The sequence below is a fragment of the Cupriavidus phytorum genome (assembly GCF_003254285.1).
In the GTDB taxonomy this organism is placed as follows: Bacteria; Pseudomonadota; Gammaproteobacteria; order Burkholderiales; family Burkholderiaceae; genus Cupriavidus; species Cupriavidus phytorum.
Map to the genome: position 1 here is coordinate 63,886 of NZ_QKZN01000006.1, position 21,173 is coordinate 85,058.

General features: G+C 67.5%; 18 protein-coding genes. 6 read left to right on the forward strand and 12 right to left on the reverse strand.

Annotated features, from left to right (window positions below; all coding sequences use genetic code 11):
- Window positions 1–197 precede the first annotated feature (197 nt).
- Entirely contained in the window at window positions 198–1,604 is a 1,407-nt protein-coding gene (locus tag C7416_RS16785; protein ID WP_111519964.1) for an amidase, read from the forward strand.
- Between the two features lie 50 nt (window positions 1,605–1,654).
- Here the strand turns inward: C7416_RS16785 and C7416_RS16790 are convergent, their stop codons facing one another.
- Window positions 1,655–2,677 carry a class I fructose-bisphosphate aldolase gene (locus tag C7416_RS16790; RefSeq protein WP_111519965.1) on the reverse strand — a complete coding sequence of 341 codons (1,023 nt, stop codon included), beginning with the start codon at window positions 2,675–2,677 and terminating at the stop codon, window positions 1,655–1,657.
- Between the two features lie 282 nt (window positions 2,678–2,959).
- Here C7416_RS16790 and ilvD point away from each other — a divergent pair, with 282 nt between their 5' ends.
- Together ilvD and C7416_RS16800 are read left to right on the forward strand one after the other, a co-directional pair.
- A complete protein-coding gene (ilvD, locus tag C7416_RS16795) occupies window positions 2,960–4,819 on the forward strand; it encodes a dihydroxy-acid dehydratase (protein ID WP_111519966.1) in 1,860 nt (619 codons plus the stop codon).
- A gap of 304 nt (window positions 4,820–5,123) precedes the next feature.
- On the forward strand, window positions 5,124–5,657 hold the full coding sequence (locus tag C7416_RS16800; RefSeq protein WP_111519967.1) for a DUF3304 domain-containing protein: 534 nt from the start codon (window positions 5,124–5,126) through the stop codon (window positions 5,655–5,657).
- Window positions 5,658–5,767: 110 nt separating this feature from the next.
- Here the strand turns inward: C7416_RS16800 and C7416_RS16805 are convergent, their stop codons facing one another.
- From C7416_RS16805 to C7416_RS16820, 4 genes are all read right to left on the reverse strand, one after another.
- Window positions 5,768–7,372 (reverse strand): diguanylate cyclase, encoded by a 1,605-nt coding sequence (locus C7416_RS16805; protein ID WP_253037170.1) that lies wholly within the window; start codon window positions 7,370–7,372, stop codon window positions 5,768–5,770.
- Between the two features lie 121 nt (window positions 7,373–7,493).
- Entirely contained in the window at window positions 7,494–7,673 is a 180-nt protein-coding gene (locus C7416_RS16810) for a hypothetical protein (protein WP_111519969.1), read from the reverse strand.
- An 83-nt stretch (window positions 7,674–7,756) separates the two neighbouring features.
- Window positions 7,757–9,418 (reverse strand): mechanosensitive ion channel family protein, encoded by a 1,662-nt coding sequence (locus tag C7416_RS16815; RefSeq protein WP_111519970.1) that lies wholly within the window; start codon window positions 9,416–9,418, stop codon window positions 7,757–7,759.
- 258 nt (window positions 9,419–9,676) lie between these two features.
- Window positions 9,677–10,630, reverse strand: coding sequence for a GlxA family transcriptional regulator (locus tag C7416_RS16820; RefSeq protein WP_111519971.1), 954 nt, complete (start codon window positions 10,628–10,630; stop codon window positions 9,677–9,679).
- Between the two features lie 200 nt (window positions 10,631–10,830).
- On the opposite strand from C7416_RS16820, the gene C7416_RS16825 reads away from it, so the two are divergent.
- Together C7416_RS16825 and C7416_RS16830 are read left to right on the forward strand one after the other, a co-directional pair.
- Complete coding sequence (locus C7416_RS16825; protein WP_111519972.1) at window positions 10,831–12,036, forward strand: MFS transporter; 1,206 nt, start codon at window positions 10,831–10,833, stop codon at window positions 12,034–12,036.
- A gap of 199 nt (window positions 12,037–12,235) precedes the next feature.
- A complete protein-coding gene (locus C7416_RS16830; protein WP_111519973.1) occupies window positions 12,236–13,303 on the forward strand; it encodes a CBASS cGAMP-activated phospholipase in 1,068 nt (355 codons plus the stop codon).
- 17 nt (window positions 13,304–13,320) lie between these two features.
- Here the strand turns inward: C7416_RS16830 and C7416_RS16835 are convergent, their stop codons facing one another.
- From C7416_RS16835 to C7416_RS16860, 6 genes are all read right to left on the reverse strand, one after another.
- Window positions 13,321–13,815, reverse strand: a complete 495-nt coding sequence (locus C7416_RS16835) for a helix-turn-helix domain-containing protein (RefSeq protein ID WP_111519974.1) — start codon at window positions 13,813–13,815, stop codon at window positions 13,321–13,323.
- A gap of 252 nt (window positions 13,816–14,067) precedes the next feature.
- Entirely contained in the window at window positions 14,068–14,841 is a 774-nt protein-coding gene (locus C7416_RS16840; RefSeq protein ID WP_111519975.1) for a 4'-phosphopantetheinyl transferase family protein, read from the reverse strand.
- A 20-nt stretch (window positions 14,842–14,861) separates the two neighbouring features.
- Window positions 14,862–17,957: an acetoacetate--CoA ligase gene (locus C7416_RS16845; RefSeq protein ID WP_111519976.1), complete on the reverse strand. Its 3,096-nt coding sequence runs from the start codon at window positions 17,955–17,957 to the stop codon at window positions 14,862–14,864.
- A 198-nt stretch (window positions 17,958–18,155) separates the two neighbouring features.
- Window positions 18,156–19,232 (reverse strand): ACR3 family arsenite efflux transporter, encoded by a 1,077-nt coding sequence (gene arsB / locus C7416_RS16850; RefSeq protein WP_111519977.1) that lies wholly within the window; start codon window positions 19,230–19,232, stop codon window positions 18,156–18,158.
- A 3-nt stretch (window positions 19,233–19,235) separates the two neighbouring features.
- Window positions 19,236–19,730, reverse strand: a complete 495-nt coding sequence (locus tag C7416_RS16855) for an arsenate reductase ArsC (RefSeq protein ID WP_111519978.1) — start codon at window positions 19,728–19,730, stop codon at window positions 19,236–19,238.
- A gap of 27 nt (window positions 19,731–19,757) precedes the next feature.
- Window positions 19,758–20,087 carry an ArsR/SmtB family transcription factor gene (locus tag C7416_RS16860; RefSeq protein WP_111519979.1) on the reverse strand — a complete coding sequence of 110 codons (330 nt, stop codon included), beginning with the start codon at window positions 20,085–20,087 and terminating at the stop codon, window positions 19,758–19,760.
- A gap of 134 nt (window positions 20,088–20,221) precedes the next feature.
- Between C7416_RS16860 and C7416_RS16865 the strand changes: the two genes are divergently transcribed.
- A complete protein-coding gene (locus C7416_RS16865; protein WP_111519980.1) occupies window positions 20,222–20,653 on the forward strand; it encodes a hypothetical protein in 432 nt (143 codons plus the stop codon).
- A 9-nt stretch (window positions 20,654–20,662) separates the two neighbouring features.
- Here the strand turns inward: C7416_RS16865 and C7416_RS16870 are convergent, their stop codons facing one another.
- Window positions 20,663–21,160 (reverse strand): hypothetical protein, encoded by a 498-nt coding sequence (locus C7416_RS16870; RefSeq protein ID WP_111519981.1) that lies wholly within the window; start codon window positions 21,158–21,160, stop codon window positions 20,663–20,665.
- Window positions 21,161–21,173: the final 13 nt, after the last annotated feature.

Below are 21,173 nucleotides of genomic sequence, written 5' to 3' on the forward strand. Positions count from 1 at the left end.
AAGGCTGTGGGCATTGTCATCGATTCATTCCGATATGGAAAGAACGTGCGATGAAACTTCCATTGCCAAAGCGGCGCGGGGTGGCCAATATGCATGCATCCCATGGATCGCCAGCGATGCCGATGTCCTCTCCTGCTCCTGCCCCGCCTGCCCGCCTTGATCCGTTCGAAGCTTCACTGAGCGACCTCGCCGGGGCCATGCGCACCGGCGCAACCTCCGCGCAAGCGCTAGTTGCATCCAGTCTGGCCCGCATCGCCAGCTTCGACCAGGCCGGCCCCTGCATCAACGCCATCAGCGCCGTGAATCCCGCGGCGATGGACCAAGCGCGCTTGCTTGACGAGGAACTGCGCACACGCGGCCCCCGCGGTGCGCTGCATGGCATACCGATGGTGGTCAAGGACAACATCGATGTGGCCGGCATGCCGACCACGGCCGGTTGCGCGGCGCTGCGCCAGGCTTACCCGCGCGCCGATGCCGCATGCGTGGCGCGGCTGCGTGCCGCCGGCGCGATCGTGCTGGCCAAGTCCAATATGTCGGAACTGGCGGCGTCCAACGGCCGCTTTGGCTACAGTTCGGCGAACGGGCTGACGCTGAACCCGTACCGCCTGTCGCGCAATGCCAGCGGTTCCAGCAGCGGCACCGGCGCGGCGGTAGCGGCCAGCCTCGCCGCGTTCGGGCTCGGCACCGACTCGTTCGGCTCGGTGCGCGGGCCGGCCTGCGTGCATGGGCTGGCGGGCCTGCGTCCAACCCATGGCCTGCTCGACTGCGCCGGGGTGCTGCCGCTGGCGCCGTCGTTCGATACCGTCGGGCCGCTCGCCCGCAGCGCGGCCGACGTGGCGCTGGTGATGGCCGTGCTGGCACCGGGGCATGGCTTTGGCGCCCAGCCGCAGACGCTGGCGGGCCGCAGGCTCGGCATCGTGGCGAATTTCGCTGGTGGCAACGACGAGATCGACGCGATGTTCGACGCCGCGACCGCGGCGATGCAGGCCGCAGGCGCCCGCGCCATTCCCGTGCACCTGCCCACCGGCGCGCTGACGCTGTACACCGACCTGCTCGGCGAAATCACGCGGGTTGAATCGGTGCGCGGGCTTGACCAGTACCTGGCGCAGGCGGCTGCAGCGGCGCCGCACAGCGCCGCCGAACTGCTCATGCGCATGGAAGCCAGTCCCGACGCCGGCGCCGGCGCGGTCAACCCGCGAACCCTGGCAGCGCTGCGCCACGCGCTCGCGACACGAGATCAGCCGCCCGCAGCTGGCATTGCCGCGGCGCGGCGCTGGCGTGGCGTGCTCAGCCAGCACTTGATCGCACACGGCCTCGATGCGCTGGTGTTCCCCACGCTCGCGTGCCCCGCCTCGCCACGCTTCGACATGGCCGATGCCAGCTACCATTGCCGGGCCGAGCAGCCGTTGGCCGCGATGCATCTGGCCAGCGCCGCCGGCGTGCCCGAGGTCAGCGTGCCGATGGGCATTACCGCCGCCGGCGTGCCGGCGGGCGTGTCCTGGCTGGGCCGGGCTGGCAGCGATGCAGCACTGGTGGCGATGGCGTCCGCGTTCGAGCAGCTGACCCGGCACCGCCGTGCGCCGTCCCTCACGCCTGCGCTGTAGCAGGATCGCCGGCGCGGCGGCATACCGGGTCAGGCTGTCGGCATGTGCAGTTACCCGCCGGCACCCTCCAGCGCCGCCTCATATTTCCCCAGGCAGGCCATGCCGTTGAGCCGCGACCGCAGCAGCAGCGCCTGTTGCGCCTGTGCGGCGTTGGCGGCGTCGCCGCGCCAGGCCAGCAGCGGCGGTTCCTGCAGCGCGCGCCCATAGGAGAAGGACAGCCGCCACGGCAGCGGCGCCAGGCGGTTCATGGCGTCCAGGTTGGCGGTGGCCTCGGCAGGGGTTTGGCCGCCGGACAAGAAGAAGATGCCCGGCACCGCCGCGGGCACGGTGCGCTCGAGCACCTGCACGGTCTGCATCGCGACCTCCGACGATGGCGCCTGGCCGGCGTCCTTGCCCGGCAGCACCATGCTCGGCTTGAGCAGCATGTGTTCCAGCGCCACCCCGTAGCGGTGCAGGGCGTGGAAGACTTCGTGCAGCACCGCCTCGGTCACCTGGGCGCAACGGGCCATGGAGTGGCCGCCATCCATCAGCACTTCGGGCTCGACGATCGGCACCACGCCGGCCTGCTGGCAGATCGCGGCGTAGCGGGCCAGCGCTTCGGCGTTGGCCTGCACGGCGGCGCGGCCGGGGAGGGTGTCGGACACGTTGTAGACCGCGCGCCACTTGGCAAAACGCGCGCCCTGTTGCCGGTAGCCGGCCAGCCGCTTGCCCAGCCCGTCGAGGCCCTCGGTGATCTCGTCGCCGGGAGCGAGCGCGAGCGCAAGCTTGCCCTTGTCTACCTTGATGCCGGGCACGATGCCCTGGCGCGCGGCCAGCTCCGGCAGCGGCGTGCCATCGTCGGCGTTCTGGCCCAGCGTTTCCTCGTAGAGGATTACGCCGCTGATGTACTCGCCCAGCCCCGGCGTGCCCAGCAGCAGTTGACGCCACGCGCGCCGGTTCTCCTCGCTCGATTCCACGCCGATGCGCTCGAACCGCTTGGCAATGGTCGGACCGCTCTCGTCGGCGGCCAGCAGGCCCTTGCCCGGCTGTGCCAGGGCATCCACGGTGGCTTGCAGTTCACTTGATGTGTCCATGACGTTGCTCCGCGCAGGTGACATAAGCGCAAGCATTTCCCCGAAACGGCGATCGCGCAAGGCCGTCGGGGACAAATGGCGGGCTCCCATGGTGGCCGCCCGAACATTGCGCGGCGTTTGCGCGCGCCGGACGCCACGGGCGGGACGGCATAACCTGTCCGGCCGGCTGTGGGATAATCGCGGCTTTGCCCACGGCGCAGCTCAAGAGGTTGTTCGCACGGGCATGCCTGGGCCCTTATTCCCGCGGCCCGCTTCCTACCGCGATACTTCTAAAGCAAGACCATGCCCACATACCGTTCCAAAACCTCCACCGCCGGCCGCAACATGGCGGGGGCGCGCTCGCTGTGGCGCGCCACCGGCATGAAAGACGAAGACTTCTCCAAGCCCATCATCGCCGTGGTCAACTCCTTCACGCAGTTCGTGCCGGGGCACGTGCACCTGAAGGACCTGGGCCAGCTGGTCGCGCGCGAGATCGAGGCCGCGGGCGGCGTCGCCAAGGAGTTCAACACCATCGCGGTCGACGACGGCATCGCCATGGGCCATGACGGCATGCTCTATTCGCTGCCCAGCCGCGACATCATCGCCGACTCGGTCGAATACATGGTCAACGCGCACTGCGCCGATGCCATGGTGTGCATCTCCAATTGCGACAAGATTACCCCCGGCATGCTGATGGCCGCGATGCGCCTGAACATCCCGGTGATCTTCGTTTCGGGCGGACCGATGGAAGCCGGCAAGACGCGCCTGGCCAACCCCGTCACCAAGGCCATGGAGTTCAAGAAGCTGGACCTCGTCGACGCCATGGTGATCGCCGCCGACAGCGCATATTCCGACGCCGACGTGGCCGAGGTGGAGCGTTCCGCCTGCCCGACCTGCGGCTCGTGCTCGGGCATGTTCACCGCCAACTCCATGAACTGCCTGACCGAGGCGCTGGGCCTGTCGCTGCCGGGCAACGGCACCGTGGTGGCCACGCATGCGGACCGCGAGCAGCTGTTCAAGCGCGCCGGCCGCCGCATCGTCGAACTGGCGCGCCAGTACTACGAACAGGAAGACGCGCGCGTGCTGCCGCGCGCGGTCGGCTTCAAGGCGTTCGAGAACGCCATGACGCTGGACATCGCCATGGGCGGCTCGACCAACACCATCCTGCACCTGCTGGCGATTGCGCGCGAAGCGGAAATCGACTTCGACATGACCGACATCGACCGCCTGTCGCGCGTGGTGCCGCAGCTGTGCAAGGTCGCGCCCAACACCAACAAGTACCACATCGAGGACGTGCACCGCGCCGGCGGCATCATGGCCATCCTGGGCGAACTGGAGCGTGCCGGCAAGCTGCACACCGACGTGCCGACCGTGCACGCGCCCACGCTGAAGGACGCCCTGGCGCAGTGGGACATCACCCGCACCCAGGACGAGGCCGTCAAGCAGTTCTACCTGGCCGGCCCGGCCGGTGTTCCGACCCAGGTGGCATTCAGCCAGAACACGCGCTGGCCCAGCCTGGACCTGGACCGCGCCGAAGGCTGCATCCGCTCCTACGAGCATGCCTTCTCCAAGGAAGGCGGCCTGGCGGTGCTGACCGGCAACATCGCACTCGACGGCTGCGTGGTGAAGACCGCCGGCGTCGACGAGAGCATTTTGGTATTCGAGGGCACCGCCCACGTCACCGAATCGCAGGACGAAGCGGTCGAGAACATCCTCAACGACAAGGTCAAGGCCGGCGACGTAGTGATCGTGCGCTACGAAGGCCCGAAGGGCGGCCCCGGCATGCAGGAAATGCTCTACCCGACCAGCTACATCAAGTCCAAGGGTCTGGGCAAGGCCTGCGCGCTGCTGACCGACGGCCGCTTCTCCGGCGGCACCTCGGGCCTGTCCATCGGCCACTGCTCGCCCGAAGCCGCAGCCGGCGGCGCCATCGGCCTGGTGCAGGACGGCGACAAGATCCGCATCGACATCCCCAACCGCACGATCAATGTGCTGGTGTCCGACGAGGAACTGGCACGCCGCCGCGAAGCGCAGAACGCCAAGGGCTGGAAACCAGCCAAGCCGCGCCCGCGCAAGGTGTCGGCGGCGCTGAAGGCGTATGCCAAGCTGGTGATGTCGGCGGACAAGGGCGCGGTGAGGGATTTGTCGTTGTTGGATGATTGATGCGGGGCGGGCCGGGTGTCCGCTTGCGTCAAGGGGAAAGCCGCTCTTTGGAGCGGCTTTTTTTTGAAGATTCGTCGAAGAAGGTCGGAGAAGGGCGCCCCAATCCTGAGAGGGAAATACTTCTCGTGCGATAGCTTTAGCGCGCCGCTTGATCCCGCTCATGGTGTTGTCGACGCAAAGCCGAGCATGCTGGAATTGCTTGGTTCGGCGGTTGCGCTTTCGCTAGCATGGTGAACTCCGAGTCAAGGCTGCACATGTGCGTAATGCTCAGGCATATGACAACACGGTCAAGGGCAGAAATAGCATGAAGCTGAAGCGAACAATAATAGAGTGGAGCATCGTGGCGATGTCGAGCATGGTCATCGCGGCCTGCGGAAAGGGAGGTGGGCAGGCCGACGATATGGCTGCTTCCAGTATTACGGCTTACAACCATACACCTGACTATATTCATCAGTTCTACGTCAACGAAGCATGGGGAGGAAATTCCTTCGCTTATGGCGGCGGCGGAGGCTTTGTTTGCTGCGTGACCTATCCAAGGAAGTGGCATGACGGACTGAACGCAACGGTACGCTGGACGACCTCGAGTTCGGATCCCAATGCGACGGGTGATGCGGCGATAGAAAAATGGCACGAGGCGCTCGTGCCCATCGAGAAATACATTGAGTCAGGTACCGTCCAGGTTCACTTCCTGCCGGAAGGCAAGGTCAGAATAATTGTCTCGAACTTCATGTCCGGCCACCCCGACTATCCCGGGCCCGACTATCCGGTGACGCCACCGGACTTTCATTTCGAGCCATGGCGTGGCGCGGCGAGCGAGGCTGAGGCTCGTGCGCGTTAACGGGAAATGCACTGTGCGCTTCAGGAAAGTCCCGGCGAAGCTCCTATGAGAAAGAGGGCTGGCCATTGACGTGGAATCTTGTCATGGGGAACTCCTTGTAAAGACACCCGCTACCGCGCCACCACCTGGTTGCGGCCGTTGGCCTTGGCTTCATACAAGCGCCGGTCGGCCGCCATCAGCAGCGCATCGAGGTTGCCACCATTGCCGGGCGCGATCGCGGCCACGCCGAACGAGGCGGTAAAGCGGATGGGTCCGGTACTGCCCGCGTCGGGCGCCGGCTCGCAGCGCAGGGCTTCCAGTCGCTGTCGCAGGTGCTCGGCCACCGCGGCGGCATCGTCGACGCCGGTGTCCGGCAGCAAGACGGCAAACTCCTCGCCGCCAAGCCGTGCGGGCAGGTCGTCCTTGCGCACGCCGCCGCGCAGCGCATCCGCTACCGCGCGCAGCACCACGTCGCCGCTGGCATGACCCCAGCGATCGTTGATGGACTTGAAGTGGTCGATGTCCAGCATGACCACGGAGACCGGCCGTTGCTCCGCCGCGCAGCGCGCGGAGTCGGCCGCGAACCGTGCGGCGAACACGCGGCGGTTGGCCAGGCCGGTCAATGCATCGGTTTCCGCCAGCGTGCGCAGCGCCTCGCCGCGCGCCAGATAGTGCCGGAACAGGCTGTGGACCACCGCCAGCGTGGCGCAAAGCAGAATGCCCAGTGCGGCCGCGCCCGCGCCAATCACGCCGCTCAGCCGGGCGGCGCCCGCCAGCCATAGCTGGTGCAACGGAATCTCGTCGACCAGTGCCAGCCCCCCCTGGCGGAGCCGGCGGAACATCAGGTCGCTGCCGCTTGCGCCGCCTGCGCCGTCCAGCAGGCCGGAGTCGGCATGGAAGACCGCATCCAGCGTGGCGGCGGGCCAGGGCCCGGACAGCGCCGTCTGCATGGTCTCGCCGGCACGCACGTTGCGCGTGCTGGCGCCGATCAGCCGGCCTTCGCGATCGATCAGGTAGCTGTTGGCCTGATGGAAGGGCGCACGGCTGAGCTGGTCATCGAGACTGCGCTGCGGCAGTTCGAGCATGGCCACGCCGCGGAAATCCCCTTCGGCATAGACCGGCACGCTCAGGAACAGTGAAAGCTGCTCGCGCTCGACCGTGGCCGGGGCGATGCGCCATTGCACGCGCCGGCCGGGGTTGCGCGAGGGCAGGCTGTCACTGAAGTAGGGAGCGGCCGCCAGGCGCCGCACGGCGGACACGACTTCTTGTTGCGGTATCGAAGGGTGGGCCGCTAGCACGCCGTTGCGCGAAACATAGGCAATGCGCCGGCGTATGCCGGATCCCTCTGGCGCCGCGCTCAACAGGTGGCTGAGCGAGCGCGCCACGATCACGTCCGCCGCAAGCCCCGCTTCGTCTCGGGTGAAGCCGTCCAGGCCGCCCAGCGCCGCGGCGCTGATGCCGTAAACCGCCGCCGCGTCGTGCGCGGGCACCGGCCATACCGGCTGGTCGCGATGCGCCAGGGTAGCGCGCAGGTCGGCATCCAATGCGCCTGGCGCCGTCGCCTGGATCTGCAGCAGGTGCTGGGCAACATTGCGGACGCTGAGCAATCGCTCGGCTTCGCGTTGCAGCAGCGCATCCATGCTCTGCGCGCGCACCGCCTGCATATGCCGCAGCGATTCGATCTCGCGGCCCTGCGACAGCTGAAGCCCGCGCCAAAGCAGCAGCAACAGCAGCATGACGGACAGCGAGAACGCCACCACGACGAAGCGATGCGGCCGGCTGGCAAGCAGTTGCCAGGCCTGGCCGGACCAGCGGTGGAGCGTAGGGAATCGTCGGGCAGTGATGGCGCGTCCCCGTCTACAGCAACGTCATCAGCAGCTTGGCCAGGGTGGACTGCAGCGGCAGCTGCGAGGACGCGAGCATCAGCATTGGCAGCGCCGCGGTCAGGGCGGTGGCCAGCAGCACCAGCGAAAACGCATCGACGCGGATCTCGCGGCCGGAGTCAGGACGCTCTGCCTTGCCGTATGCGGTGTTCATGTCCGTTCCTTGGTGAAAACCTGCGGGGCTGGCCAGGCCTGCATGGTGAGCACCGATGCGTGATCGCCGCGGCGCGTGCGGATTCAGCCCTCGCCGCGCTGCTGCGTGGCCGGCGTGGCGGGGGGCGCATGCCATTGCTCGGTTGGCACCATCACCGGTTCCTTCGGCTGCAGCACGAAATGCGGCGACATGATCTGCACGTTATGGCGGTTGAACTCGTCCTGGATCGCGGCATGCAGCGTGGACAGGGCAAAGAAGCGGCGGCGCGGGTCTTCGATGGCGAAGAACAGCTCGTATTCGACGTAGAAGTCCGACAGCCCGCGCTGCAGCACAAAGGGGGCCGTGGCCGAATCCAGCCCGGGCACCTGGCGCGCGGCATTGAGCAGCATCGCATGGACCTGGCGCCAGGGCGTGTCATAGCCGATCGTCACGGACGATGACAGCAGCGCGGCGCTGCCCTGGTTGATGTCCCCGGAGCGCGAGTAGTTGTGCACGGCGCTGCCGACCACCACCGCGTTCGGCAGCGTGACCTGCTCTTGACGCAGGTTGACCAGCCTGACTGACAGCGGACCCAGGCTCTCGACCCATCCCACCGTATCGCCGATGCTGACCATGTCGCCCACGCGCAGCGCCCGCGCATACACCAGCACCATGCCGCTCATCAACTGGTTCACGACGTTGGCCGAGCCCAGCGTCAGCATGAAGCCGAGCAGCACGGACACGCCCTTGAACACATCGCTCTGCGATCCCGGAATGTACGGGTAGGCAAAGGTGAAGCCCAGCGCCCACACCAGCACCGCGGCCACGCGGCGGGTCGCCGGTACCGTCTCCGGATGCAGGCCCGGCACCGTGAGGTTGCCACGCTCGGTGGCCGTGAACACGCTCGAGACCACGACCTGCACGCCGCGCGTGATGAACAGGATGATGGCGACCACCAGCAGGCCCGGGATGGCGCCGACCACGGCGCCGCCGATACCTTCCAGCAGCCGCCACAGGTACGCGCCCATGCGCGCGCCGATGGGGTGCGTCAGCGGAAACTGCAGCAGCGAGAATTCCAGCCAGACAAAGGCGACCAGCGCGAACAGCGCCACCGCCAGGATGCGCACGATGCGGTCGGTCAGCTGGTAGAGCGCGGCGGTCCAGTCGAAGCCGTTGGCGGTGCGCGCCTTCAGGTGCCGCTGCAGCGAGGCGTCCACCACGCGCCCCAGCAAGCGCCGGGTTTTGGTCAACCCCCAGACCAGCAAGACCGCGACCGCCAGCGCGCCGCCCGTGCGCAAGGCGCCGCGAATCAGCGTAGGCCAGTGTTGTTGCTGTCGGCGTGCTGCGACGGCCTGGCCGACATTGTCGACCGTCTGGCGGACCAGCGTCTCGAGCGAGGCGGCCTTGTCCTCGGGATCGAGGTCGCCTTCGACCACGGCCAGCAGCAGCCGCTCGCCGATATAGATGGCTTCGCCGCGCTGGCCGGCAAGCTCGCCAGGGCTGGTGCGCACGGGCTGGCGCAGGTCCGACGGGGTCATGGCGTCGAAGCGGTCGCGCGCGCGCTGGGCGCGCACTTCAGGCGTGACACCGGCCAGCGTTGCACGCAGCACCATGATCGGGCGGTTCATCAGGCGGACTTCGACTGGCGCGGTCTGCCCTTCGGCGGCGGTATCAGTGACGGTATCGGGGGCGGCCTGCACCGCGGCGATGCCAAGCCACAGCAGGATGGCCAGCACGGGAAGCCGCCGCATCAGCAAGAACACCATGGTTATCCGTCGCTCGCGTGATTTGGGAAACGGCGGTGCCACCGCCGCGCGCGTTCCCCATCCATGCGGGCCGGGGACAGAGTTGGGTGCATGGTTACAGCTTGCGATTTGCAGCGGAAGTGAAACTTTTTGGGCGGCGAGCTTAGAAAAATCGGCGTGGTGCACTGCGACGCGTGCATCACCTGTGTGGCGGTCGAACTGTCCGTGCACGGCGCGAGCGCTTCAATGCCCAGCCATTCTGCACGGACGCTGCTGCGTTCAAGCAGGTACCGGCCCGCGCGTTTCCCTGCCGATGCGGCGGACCGCCTGAGGTGGCTGGCCGGTCGTACGAAGGAATGCGCGGCGCATCCTATCCCGGTCGACAAATCCCACTTCTCGCGCGATCACGTCCAGCGAGAGCCGGCCCTTCTCCAGCATCAGCCTGGCGGCCTCTACGCGTAGAAGTTCGATGGCCTTGGCCGGCGACTGCCCGGTCTCCGCGCTGAACGCCCGACTGAACTGGCGCGGGCTCAGCCCCGCAATGCCGGCGAGTTCATCGACGGTCAATGCGTTGCGCAGGTTGGCGCTGGCGTAATCGATAGCCTTCTGGATCCGGTCGGATTTGGGATCGAGATCGAGCAAGGTGGAGAACTGCGATTGTCCGCCCGCGCGCCGGTGGTAGATCACCAGCTTGCGCGCGACCGCGCGCGAGACTTCGGCGCCGTGGTCCTTTTCAATCATGGCCAGCGCCATGTCGATGGTTGCCGTCATCCCCGCGGAAGTCCAGATCGGGCCGTCAACGATGAAGATCTGGTCTTCTTCGACGGTGACCCGGGGAAAGTGCCGCTGCAGGTCGTGTGCGAAGCGCCAATGGGTGGTTGCCCGCCGACCATCCAGCACGCCCGCGTGCGCCAGGATGAAGGCGCCAGTGCAAGGCGCGGCAATTCGTCTCGACGTCTCGAGTGCCCGCCTGACAAACGCCGTCAGCGTGCTGGAAACCAGGTCGATTTCGACGCCGGAACCGAACATCACCGTATCGAAGGTGTTGTTGCCGAAGGGTTCCGACTCGACGCGTATGCCTGCCGAGGACATCACCAGTCCACCCTGCTCGGACAGGACTGTCACCACATAGGCCTGTTCTTCCAGTACGACGTTGGCCAGCTCGAACGCGGTAATCGCCGCCAGGCCCATCACATAAAAGTTCGGAAATACGACAAAGCCGATCGTGTGCATGGAATGCCCCTGGCAGACGTGCCCTAAATTCATGTCCTGAATTGACCGTATATATGACATTTGAGACGCGGTCAACGTTGGCTATGATCGACTGGCAGTCCTCCCACCGGCCGGCCGTGGCGGGAACTGCACAGCAATTTCACGGCGCATGCGCCACCTCAGACCGCAACCTTCACCGCATTTCGCAGCGGGCTTTTCCTATGGACCGTCGACTACTGATACTGGCGCTGGGCATGTTCGCATTGGGCACCGACAACTTCGTCATCGCCGGCATTCTTCCGAGCGTCGCGGCGTCGCTGCATACCTCGGTCAGCGCGGCCGGCCTGATGGTGACGTTTTACGCATTGACCTACGCGGTGGCCGCTCCCGTGATGGCAGCCGTCGCAGGCGGCGTCCCGCGCAAGCTGCTGCTAGTGGCGGCGCTTGGCATCTTTGTGGTCGGCAATGCCGTCAGCGCGCTTGCCACGGACATGCAATGGGTGCTGATGAGTCGCGCCCTGGCGGGATTCGGCGCGGCGCTGTTCGCGCCGACCGCGTTGGGCGTGGCTTCGGTACTTGCCGATCCGCACAAGCGTGGGCGCGCGCTGGCTGCCGTGACGGCTGGCCTGACCGGTGCCACCGCGCTGGGTTCGCCGATCGGCACGCTGATCGGTGGCTTCGGCGGCTGGAGGACGACACTGTGGTTCGTCACTGCGCTGGGCGTCGCGGCGATGATTGGTGTCTGGGCACTGCTGCCGTCCATCGCGCCGGCGGCACCGGTCCGGTTGCGTGAGAGGCTCGCTCCGTTGCGCGACATGCGCGTCGCGCTGACCTTGATGACCTCGCTGTTCGCGTTCGGCGGCTTCCTGATGGTCTATACGTATGCCGGCGTGGTCCTGGAACCGGTGACGCGCGGCGATGGCCGCGTGCTCGCGGGCATGCTGCTGCTGTGGGGCGTCGCCGCCACGGTGGGCAATCTGCTGGCTGGCCGCCTGGTGGACCGGTTCGAGAGTCGCCATATCGTCAGCGCGATGCTGTGGGTGGCCATTGTCAATTTCTGCGCGCTGCCATGGACCTCCGCGCATCCGCTGAGTGCGGTCATCGCGCTGGTGGTCTGGGGGCTGTGCGGATGGGGGCTCATCGTGCCGCAACAGCACCGGCTGGTGGAACTGTCGCCGCAGGTGGCGCCGCTGCTGCTCGCGCTGAACAATACCGCCACCTATCTCGGCCTTGCGTGCTCGGGCGTGCTTGGCGGGCTCGTGCTCCGGACTACCGACGCGCAGTACCTTGGCGTGGTCGCGGCCTTGCTCATTGCACTGGCTTTCGGCTTTACCGTGACGGCGCATCGCCGTACGCAACGACCCGCTGCTGCCCAGTCGTCAATGGCCGCGCTCGCAGCGGACGGTAGCGGAGCCTCTGGCGCATGACAGTGCCGTCGTGCAAATCAGAATGAAGTGCCGTCTAATTGCCCGCTTTCGGTGACATCGTCGGGGACGTTTCTGTAAAAAGATGCCGCCGTCGCCTAGTATGGATGCGCACGGCACTCGGGCGGGCTGCATTGCCACGCGACCTCGACATGGGTTTGCGGCCGTGCGACGACAGTTCATACGGCAGCAGGGGGAATCCTTGGACGAGTCGGCTCCGGACCGGTTTCAGATCCTCGCGCTTTCGGGCGGCGGCTTTCGCGGGCTGTACACGGCCAAGTTGCTGGCCGATTTCGAGGACGAGATCGGGGCGCCGATTGCGAGCCGGTTCGACCTGATCGCGGGGACCTCGATCGGCGGGGTGATCGCGCTCGCCCTGGCGCTGGAGCTGCCGGCAAGCCGCATCGTGGACCTGCTGACGCGGCATGGGGAGCAGATCTTCCAGCGGCGCTGGTCGCTTGCCGGCATCTGGCGCGCGCCGTTCGGCTCGCGCCGGCTGCTGGAACTGCTGTGCGCCGAGCATCTGTTCGGCGAGCGCCTGCTCGGCGCCTGCGCGCACCGGGTCGTCATTCCCGCGATCAATTACTCCACCGGGCGGCCGCAGATATTCAAGACGCCGCACCACGTCAATTTCAAGCGCGACCACAAGTTCCGCATCGCGGATATCGCGATGGCGACCAGTGCGGCGCCGGCCTACTTCGCGCGCTACACGTTCAATCACAACCAGTTCGTCGATGGCGGGCTTTACGCCAATGCGCCAGGCCTGCTGGCCGTGCATGAAGCGCAGTATTCCCTGCTGCGCTCGCTCGCCGACGTACACGTCATGGCGATCGGAACGATGTCGTCGAAGTTCACCGTCAACCCGCGCCGCAATCGCGAGGGCGGCACCTATGACTGGGGCGGCATCAACCCCGCCAACATGCCCCGGCGATTGTTCGGCCTGTCGATATCGGTCCAGGAAGCGCTGAGCGATTTCATGCTGTCGCACCTGCTGCCGGGGCGCTATGTGCTGGTCGACGATGACCTGACCGACCAGCGCGCACGCGCCGTGGGTATGGACCGGGCCGACCACGCGGCGAGGGAGGTGCTGCTGGGCGCGGCCTCGGAGCGGTCCAAGATCTGCATCGGCAGCCGGGAGTTCCAGCCGTTCCTGAGGCATCTCGCCCCGACGCCGACCTTCTTTTACGGCGAGAACGAGAACGCAGGCACGTTCGCGCGCCGCGGCTTCGGTGCCACGGCGCAGGTGCACAGGATCTCGCCGGCGCGATAGGCCCGGATCGCCGCGTCTTAGGCGAATGCGTGGAAGGGGCGCCGCAAGCCGGTCGGCACCGCGTCCGGCTCGGGCCGGGCCGGCGCGGCGAGCGGCAGGTCCAGCAGCGCGCGCACGTCACGTTCGATCGTTGCCAGCGATGCCGAGCGGCACAGGGTGCGGGCAAAGCGGGCGTCCAGCCCGGGCGGCAGGCGCAGCCACATATTGTCCGAGATCAGCAGCAGGCGCCGCGGCCGCAGCACCAGGCTGGCCAGCCGCAGCTGGTTCCAGCCTTCGACCAGGTCCGGCGGCATGCCGAACACCAGCAGCGCCGGCGCCGGCAAGCGCAGGTTGCGCGCCGCCAGGGCTTCGGCCTCCACCGGTTCCACCCGGCCGATGCCCGGCATCTCGCCGAGCAGGCGCGTGATGCCGTGCCGGTACATCGGCATGTCGTCGATGACTACGGCATGTGCCTCGCCGCCGTACTCCAGCACTTGCGTCGAGGCCGGCGTTCCACGGTTAGTCCAGCTCATTCCTTGCTCCGGTTTGTCTCCGGCATTGGCTTGGTGGCCAACGCATTTCACCGGAATCAGCAAAGGGGATGCCAACTCCGGCAGGCCCCGGGCGTGCGCACCCGGTCAGCGCCACGACCCAGGCGGGCCGCGGGTTTGCGGCAGGTCGGCCCATGCGGAGCGGCCCGCGTGCATGGCTGGCATCAGGGCGGCTGGCGTTACGTGTAACGTAACGTGTTACGTGGCCGGACCCTTGCCGAGCCGCGGCACCGGTCAGCAGTGGTGCCACGTGACACTTGCGTCCGGCAGCGATACGGCCAGCGCCGCCCTGACGCCGGCACCGGCATCCAGATCCAGGCAGGTCCAGCCGGACATGGGTATGCCATCACGCGAAGCCTGCCAATGGCCCGCGCCGCGCCGCCAGTCGTCTTCCGTCGTGTACGCGGTGGGATCGGCCGAGAGGCCGGTGCCGAGCGCTTTCAGCAGCGCTTCCTTGCGCGTCCAGATGCCTAGCAGCGCGTCGGCCGAAGCGGGCCGCGCGCGCGCGAGGACCTGCGCTTCCTGCGCGGAAAATATGCCGCGTCCAAATCCCGGGACGGCCGCCAGGTTCACGCCACCGGCACGCCGCTCCACGTCCACGCCGAGGCGGCAATCCCGCGCGAAGGCCAGCAGCGCCAGGCCGTCGGTGTGGGACACGCTGAAGGCCAGCCCGGCCTGCGGCCATTGCAGCACCGGCTTGCCGAATGGCGACACGGTCAGGCGCAGCGCTTCGGGCGGGCAGTGCAGATAGCCGCCGACCAGCCAGCGCAGCAGCCCGCGCCGGGCGACATAGCCATTGCAGTGCCTGGCGTGCCGGTAGGCCAGGGCGCGCGCGCGCTCGTCCGGCGCAAGCGTATGGGCCAGCCGCGTGCATGCCGGGTTGACCTGCGCGTCATCCAGCCTCCATACCTGTACCGCGCCGTCCGGCAACGCGAGGCGCTCGGGTTGCGGCAGCTCGAACGGTGCAGCAACGCCCTCACCCCGCGCGGCAAGCCCATCATGCTGCATGCTGTGCCATGTCCGCGCGGTCACGCGCGCGCCAGCCCTTCGTCCAGGATCGCCGCCACCGCCTGCAGGTTGGGTTCGACGACCAGGTCAAAATGGCTGCACGGCACCTCGGCGATGGTCAGGCCACCCAGCGCGACGCGCCGCCACAACGACAGCGGATCGCCGCGCTGCTGCTGCCTGACCGCCGCGCGCAGATAGAGCACCGGGCCGCCGTGGTACGGCCGCGGACGATACGTCGTCATGGCGCGCACCATGGTCTCGCGCACCTGCCGCAGTGCCGGCGGCAGCGAGTCGGTAAATGCATCGGGCTTGCAGGTGATGCCGCCGCGCCGCATGCCCACGCCTTCTGCTGCGCGACTCAGCGCGTACTTCAGGTAGCGCACGCGCTGTGCTGCCGGCACCGCGTGCAACTTGCGCAGCTGCCAGCCGGGATAGTTCCAGCAATAGCGCATCCAGGTGCGCCACGGCAGGAAATGCTCGCTGACATAGGTGTCGAGCAGGCACAGCAGTTCGACTTGCTCGCCAGCGCGGGTCAACTGTTGCGCCATCTCGTACACCACCAGCCCGCCGAACGAGTAGCCGGCCAGCGCGTAAGGACCGCGCGGCTGCAGGCTGCGGATCTGTTCGATATAGCTCGCCGCCATGTCCTCGACGCGCCGCTGCGTCGGCTGTTCGCCGTCGAGGCCGCGTGCCTGCAGCCCATAGACCGGGCGCGAAGTGCGCAGCGCGTTGACCATGCCCCAGCACTCCATCACCGAGCCGCTCGCGCCGTGCACCAGGAACAGCGGCGAGCCGGTGCCGCCGCGCACGGGCACCAGGTTGGGCGAAGGCCGCGGAGATGCGGCCTCGTCGATCGCGGCAGCCAGGCCGGCAATGGTGGGAGTGAACAGCAGCGTCGCCAGCGGGATCGTGCGGCCGGTCGACTGATGCACGTCAGCCAGCATCCGCGCGGCCAGCAGCGAGTGGCCTCCCAGGTCGAAGAAATTGTCGTCGCGGCCGATCGGGGCGAAATCGAACAAGCGCTCCCACAGGGCCTGCAGATGACGTTCGAGCTGCTCGCGCGATGTGCCGGGCGCGGGCAGTTCGCGCGCGGCCAGGTTCAGGGCCGGATGATTGCGGATGGCGTCGAGGCAGTCCGGATTGCGCAACGCCGCGGCGTTGCCCACCGGCAGGCCGCTGACCGCGTTGCGCGCCGCGGCCTCGGAGAACTTGCCGTTGTGCGTGACCGGCAGCGCCGGCACGGCCAGGATGCGGTCGGGCACATGCGTTGGCGAGGCGCGCCGCGCCAGGTCGCGGCGCACGCGCGCGGCCAGCGTGCCGGTCAGCGCAACGCCGTCCTGCAACACCAGCAGCAGCACCATGCGCTGGTCGTACCGCTCCGCGTGGGTGCGGTCGGGCGGTGCCGTGCGCGCGCGCTGCTCGACCACCATCGCCTCGCGGATCTCGGGGATATCGCGCAGCACCCGGTAGATCTCGCCCGGCCCGACATTGACGCCGCGCACATTGAGCACGCCGTCGGACCGGCCATGCAGCCGCGCCGTGCCTTCGGGCGGAAACTCGATCCGGTCGCCGTGGGTCCAGACGCCCGCGTTGGCCGAAAAATAGGCCTTGTGGAAGCCCTGGCCGTCGACGTCCCCATAGAAGCCCAGCGGCCGCGACGGGAACGGGTTGGCGCACACCAGCTCGCCGATGCCGCTGGTGGGCGCGCCGTGTTCCCACGCCTGCACATCGAGCGCCAGGCTCTTGCATTGCGCTTCGCCCGCATAGACCGGCAGGTTCGGATTGCCCAGCACGAAGCAGCCCAGGATGTCGGTACCGCCGGAGATCGACTGCAGCGGCAGCGGCTTGACGTGATCGCGGACCCATTCGAACTGCGCATCGAACAGCACCGAACCGGTCGACATCATCGCGCGCAATGCGCCCAGGTCGAACTGCTGGCCGGGCACCAGGCCGGCGTCCTCGCACATCTTCAGGTAGGCGGGACTGGTGCCGAACACCGTGACGCGCTCGTCCGCGACCAGGCGCCATAACGCATCGACCGTGGCGATCGGGCCGTCATAGGTGACGATCTCGGTTCCGGACGCCAGCGCCGACAGCTGCCAGTTCCACATCATCCACGCGCAGGTGGTATGGAAGTACATGCGGTCGCCGGGGCGCAGGTCGGAGTGCAGCCGGTGTTCCTTCAGGTGCTCCAGCAGGCTGCCGCCGGCGCCGTGCACGATGCACTTGGGCTTGCCGGTGGTGCCCGACGAAAACATGATGAAGAGCGGATGGTTGAACGGGAAGCGCCGGAACACGAAGCGTTCCGCGTCGCCGCGTTCGATCAGGTCGGCCAGCGCATGGACCGGCTGGCTGAGGGTGTCTGGCAAGGTGCCGTCGTCGAGCTGGACGATGCCCTGCAGCGAAGGCAGCGCGGCCGCCACGCCGGCGACGTTGTCCGCCAGCGGGACGCCGGTGTCGAAGGCGCGCTGCGCGGTGTGCGCAAGCAGCAGCCGCGGCGCCAGCGGGGCGAAGCGATCGAGCAGGGTCTCGACGCTCATCTCGGCCGCCGCGGTGGAAAGCGTGGCGCCGAGCGCGGTCACGGCGAGCGCGGCGATGATGGCCTCGGCGTCGTTGCGCATCACGCCTACCACGCGGTCGCCTTCGCGCAGCCCCAGTTGCGACAAGGCATGTGCCGCGCGCGCGACACGCTGGCGCAGTTCACCCCGGGTCAGGCGTTCACGCCGGCCATCGGCGTGGCAGGCGGTCAGCGCCGGAGCGTCCGGGCCCGCGACTTCCAGCCCTAGCAGGTTGTCCGCATAGTTCAGCAGCAGGTTCGGGAAGAAGCGGGCATGTTCGCAATCGTCGCCGACGCAGACCGGCTCCGGGCTGCCCGACCACGCCAGCCCCTGTGACCACTGCAGGAAGCAGCGCCAGAAGGTCCGGTATTCCCGTACCGAGTAATCGTGCAGCGCGCCATAGCGGTGGAACGACTGACCGGTACACGCCTGCAGCGCCGCGGTAAACGCGGTCATCTGCGACGCCACGGCGCGCTCGGGCGAGCTGACGTAAATGGGAGTGCGACCCTGGTTGACGCTCGGGCAGAACGAGGCGTCCAACAAATAAAATCGATCCATCCGATGCTCCTGAGAGACCGGCGCACGCCATTCGAAGTGATGGCGTGTTCATGGCATCGAGATTAATGGCTGGCGAATTCTGGTCTGTGCGTCATCGCACGCATGTTCGGTGGACCCTCGTCCGTAAGGACGCGACGCGGCGTGATGCAACGGGCGCAACCCATGTCCGCACGCCGCGCCACCACGTGGTCGGGCTGCCTAGCGGGCTCCGGCCTCGTACCAGCGCTGCGACCGGTTGACGATAGCGACCACCAGCAGCATGACCGGCACCTCGATCAGCACGCCCACAACGGTGGCAAGCGCAGCGCCGGACTGGAAGCCGAACAGGCTGATGGCGGTGGCCACGGCCAGTTCGAAGAAGTTGCTGGCGCCGATCAGGCTGGACGGACCGGCGACGCAATGCGCAACCCCCAGCTTGCGGTTCAGCAGGTAGGCCAGCCCCGAGTTGAAAAAGACCTGGATCAGGATCGGCACCGCCAGCAGCGCGATCACCATTGGCTGGTCGAGGATGGCCTTGCCCTGGAACGCGAACAGCAGCACCAGCGTCAGCAGCAGCGCGGTGATCGAGTACGGCCCCAGGCGCCGTATCACGCGCTGGAAATGCGCCACGCCGCGGCGCAGCAACAGCTTGCGCAGCGCCTGCGACAGGATCACCGGCACGACGATGTACAGGATCACCGAGGTGAGCAGCGTATCCCACGGCACCGTGATCGCGGACAGCCCCAGCAGCAGCGCCACCACCGGCGCGAACGCGACCACCATGATGGCGTCGTTCAGCGCCACCTGGGACAGCGTGAAGTACGGGTCGCCCTTGCACAGCTGGCTCCAGACGAACACCATCGCCGTGCATGGCGCCGCGGCGAGCAGGATCAGGCCGGCCACGTAGCTGTCGATCTGGTCGGCCGGCAACAGCGGTGCGAACAGGTGGCGAACGAAGACCCAGCCGAGCAGCGCCATCGAGAAAGGCTTGACCGCCCAGTTGATGAACAGCGTCACGCCGATGCCGCGCCAGTGCGATTTCACCTGCGCCAGCGCGCCGAAATCGATCTTGACCAGCATCGGGATGATCATCACCCAGATCAGCAGCCCGACTGGCAGGTTGACCTGCGCGTATTCCATCCGCCCGATGGCCTGGAAGAAGCCGGGCAGCATCTGCCCCAGCGCGATGCCGGCGACGATGCACAGCGCCACCCAGAGGGTCAGGTAGCGCTCGAAGAAGCCGATGGCCGGCGCGGCGGCGGCCGGGGTCGATGCGGCGACTTGCTGGCTGGCCATGGTTCAGCTCCGCGCCAGGCGCTGCAGCGCCTGTTCCAGCTCGGCGTTGCTCATGTCGTCGAGCGGCAGCAGCAACAGCTGCAGCATGCGGTAGGCGATGGCCTGGCGGGTCAGCTCGAAGGCCTGGCGCTTGTTGTCGTCGCTGCCTTCCGTGCGGGACGGATCGGGATAGCCCCAATGCACTTTGACCGGGCTGCCGGGCCAGTACGGGCATGCTTCTTCCGCCGCGCTGTCGCACACCGTGATCACGATGCGCATGGGCGGGGCGTTGTCGCCGGCGAATTCGTCCCAGCTCTTGCTGCACAGGTCGCCCACCTCGACGCCGGCGTTGCCAAGTGCTTCGATGGCGAACGGGTTGACCCGGCCGCTGGGCGCGCTGCCCGCGCTATAGGCGCGGACATCGCGACCGGTGCGCCGCGCCAGGTGGTTCAGCATCCCTTCGCCCAGCACGCTGCGCGCCGAGTTGTGGGTACAAAGGATCAATACGTTGGTAGTCATGAGGCCGGGTCGGAAAGTGTCAGGACATCAGGACGATGAGGCGACCGTACAGGGCGACACCGGCGAGCAAGGATTGCCACCGCAGCAGTTCTGCGTCAGGTAAGCCAGCAGGCCGTTCATGGTGTCGAAATGCGCCATGTAGATGATCGAGCGGCCGTCCTGGCGGCTGGTCAGCAAGCCGGCGCGGTGCAGTTCCTTCAGGTGGAACGACAGCGAGGATGCCGGGACCTCCATCCGTTCGGCGATCCGGCCGGCGGGCAGGCCGGCCGGGCCCGCCTGCACCAGCAGCCTGAACACGGCCAAGCGAATCGAGTGGGCGAGCGCTGCCAGCGCGGTAAGGGCGTCATCGGTTTCCATGTTTCGAATATATTCGAAACATGGAAACCGGGCAAGCGGGTTTTGCCGCTGTGGTAAGGTTGGTGGAGGGTTTCAACGACATCCGGGGACGAGACGCAGGCGGCACCCGCGTGGTGCCAGGAGAGTCATGCAGCGTGAGTAAAGGGAAGGAAGAGCCGCGGCGCGCACGGCGGACCGACCAGGTCTCCCTTAGCCGTGCCTTGCGCCTGAGCGTGCCGGCCGAAGCCAGGCCCGCGCCGGTCAACCGCAGGGACTGGCTGCGGCAGCGCAAGGAAGAATTGCAGGCGGCCCGCACGGCCGCCAGGCAGAGGCGCAACCTGCTGCGGGCCGAGATCATGTCGGCCGCGCAGGATATTGCGCGCGAGGAACGCAGCGCCGCGCGATTGGAAGCGGAACGGCTGAAGGCCGAAGCCAGGTCCGCGCGCACCTACGCGCGCGAAGACGAGCGCGCCGCCGCCAAATTCGAGCGCGGCCAGCCGAAGCGCCCGGCTGCCAAGACCAAGACGCTGGCCAAGGAGAAAAGCAAGCTGGTCTCCTACGCCGAGCTGTTGCGGCTGCGCAAGTAACCGTCCCGGCTAGCGGATCTTGTCGAAGCCGCTGGCGGCCCAGCGCTCGGCGCTGTCGCGCGTCAGCCGGAAGTCTGGACGCACCTTGATGGTGGCAAGAACCTCGCCGAAGGCGTCCTCGGCGGTCAGCGTGGCGAACGGCTCGAACTCATCGGGCGTGATCGCCAGCTTCACGGTCACGCTGCCGGCTTCGGCTTCGATGCTGACCTGCTTGTTCAGTTGCGCGTGCAGTTGCTGCTCGTGCCGCCGGATCACTTCCGACGCGGTCTTGACCAGGGTCTGGTGCGCGGTGGCATCGAGCGGCTTGGGGTCGACCTTGTTGCGCCCCATGGTCCAGGGGCCGACCAGCGCCGGCTCGGCGCTGCCGTCGCGGATCATCTCCACCGCCCAGCCTTCGCCATCCTCGTTCTTGATCACGCGGGCGGTCCAGCCCTTGTCGCGCCACAGGCGTGGTTCGTGGATGGCTGAGGCGTCGTGCTCGGGCAGCGCGTCTTCGGTGTGTGGCATCAATCTCGTGGTA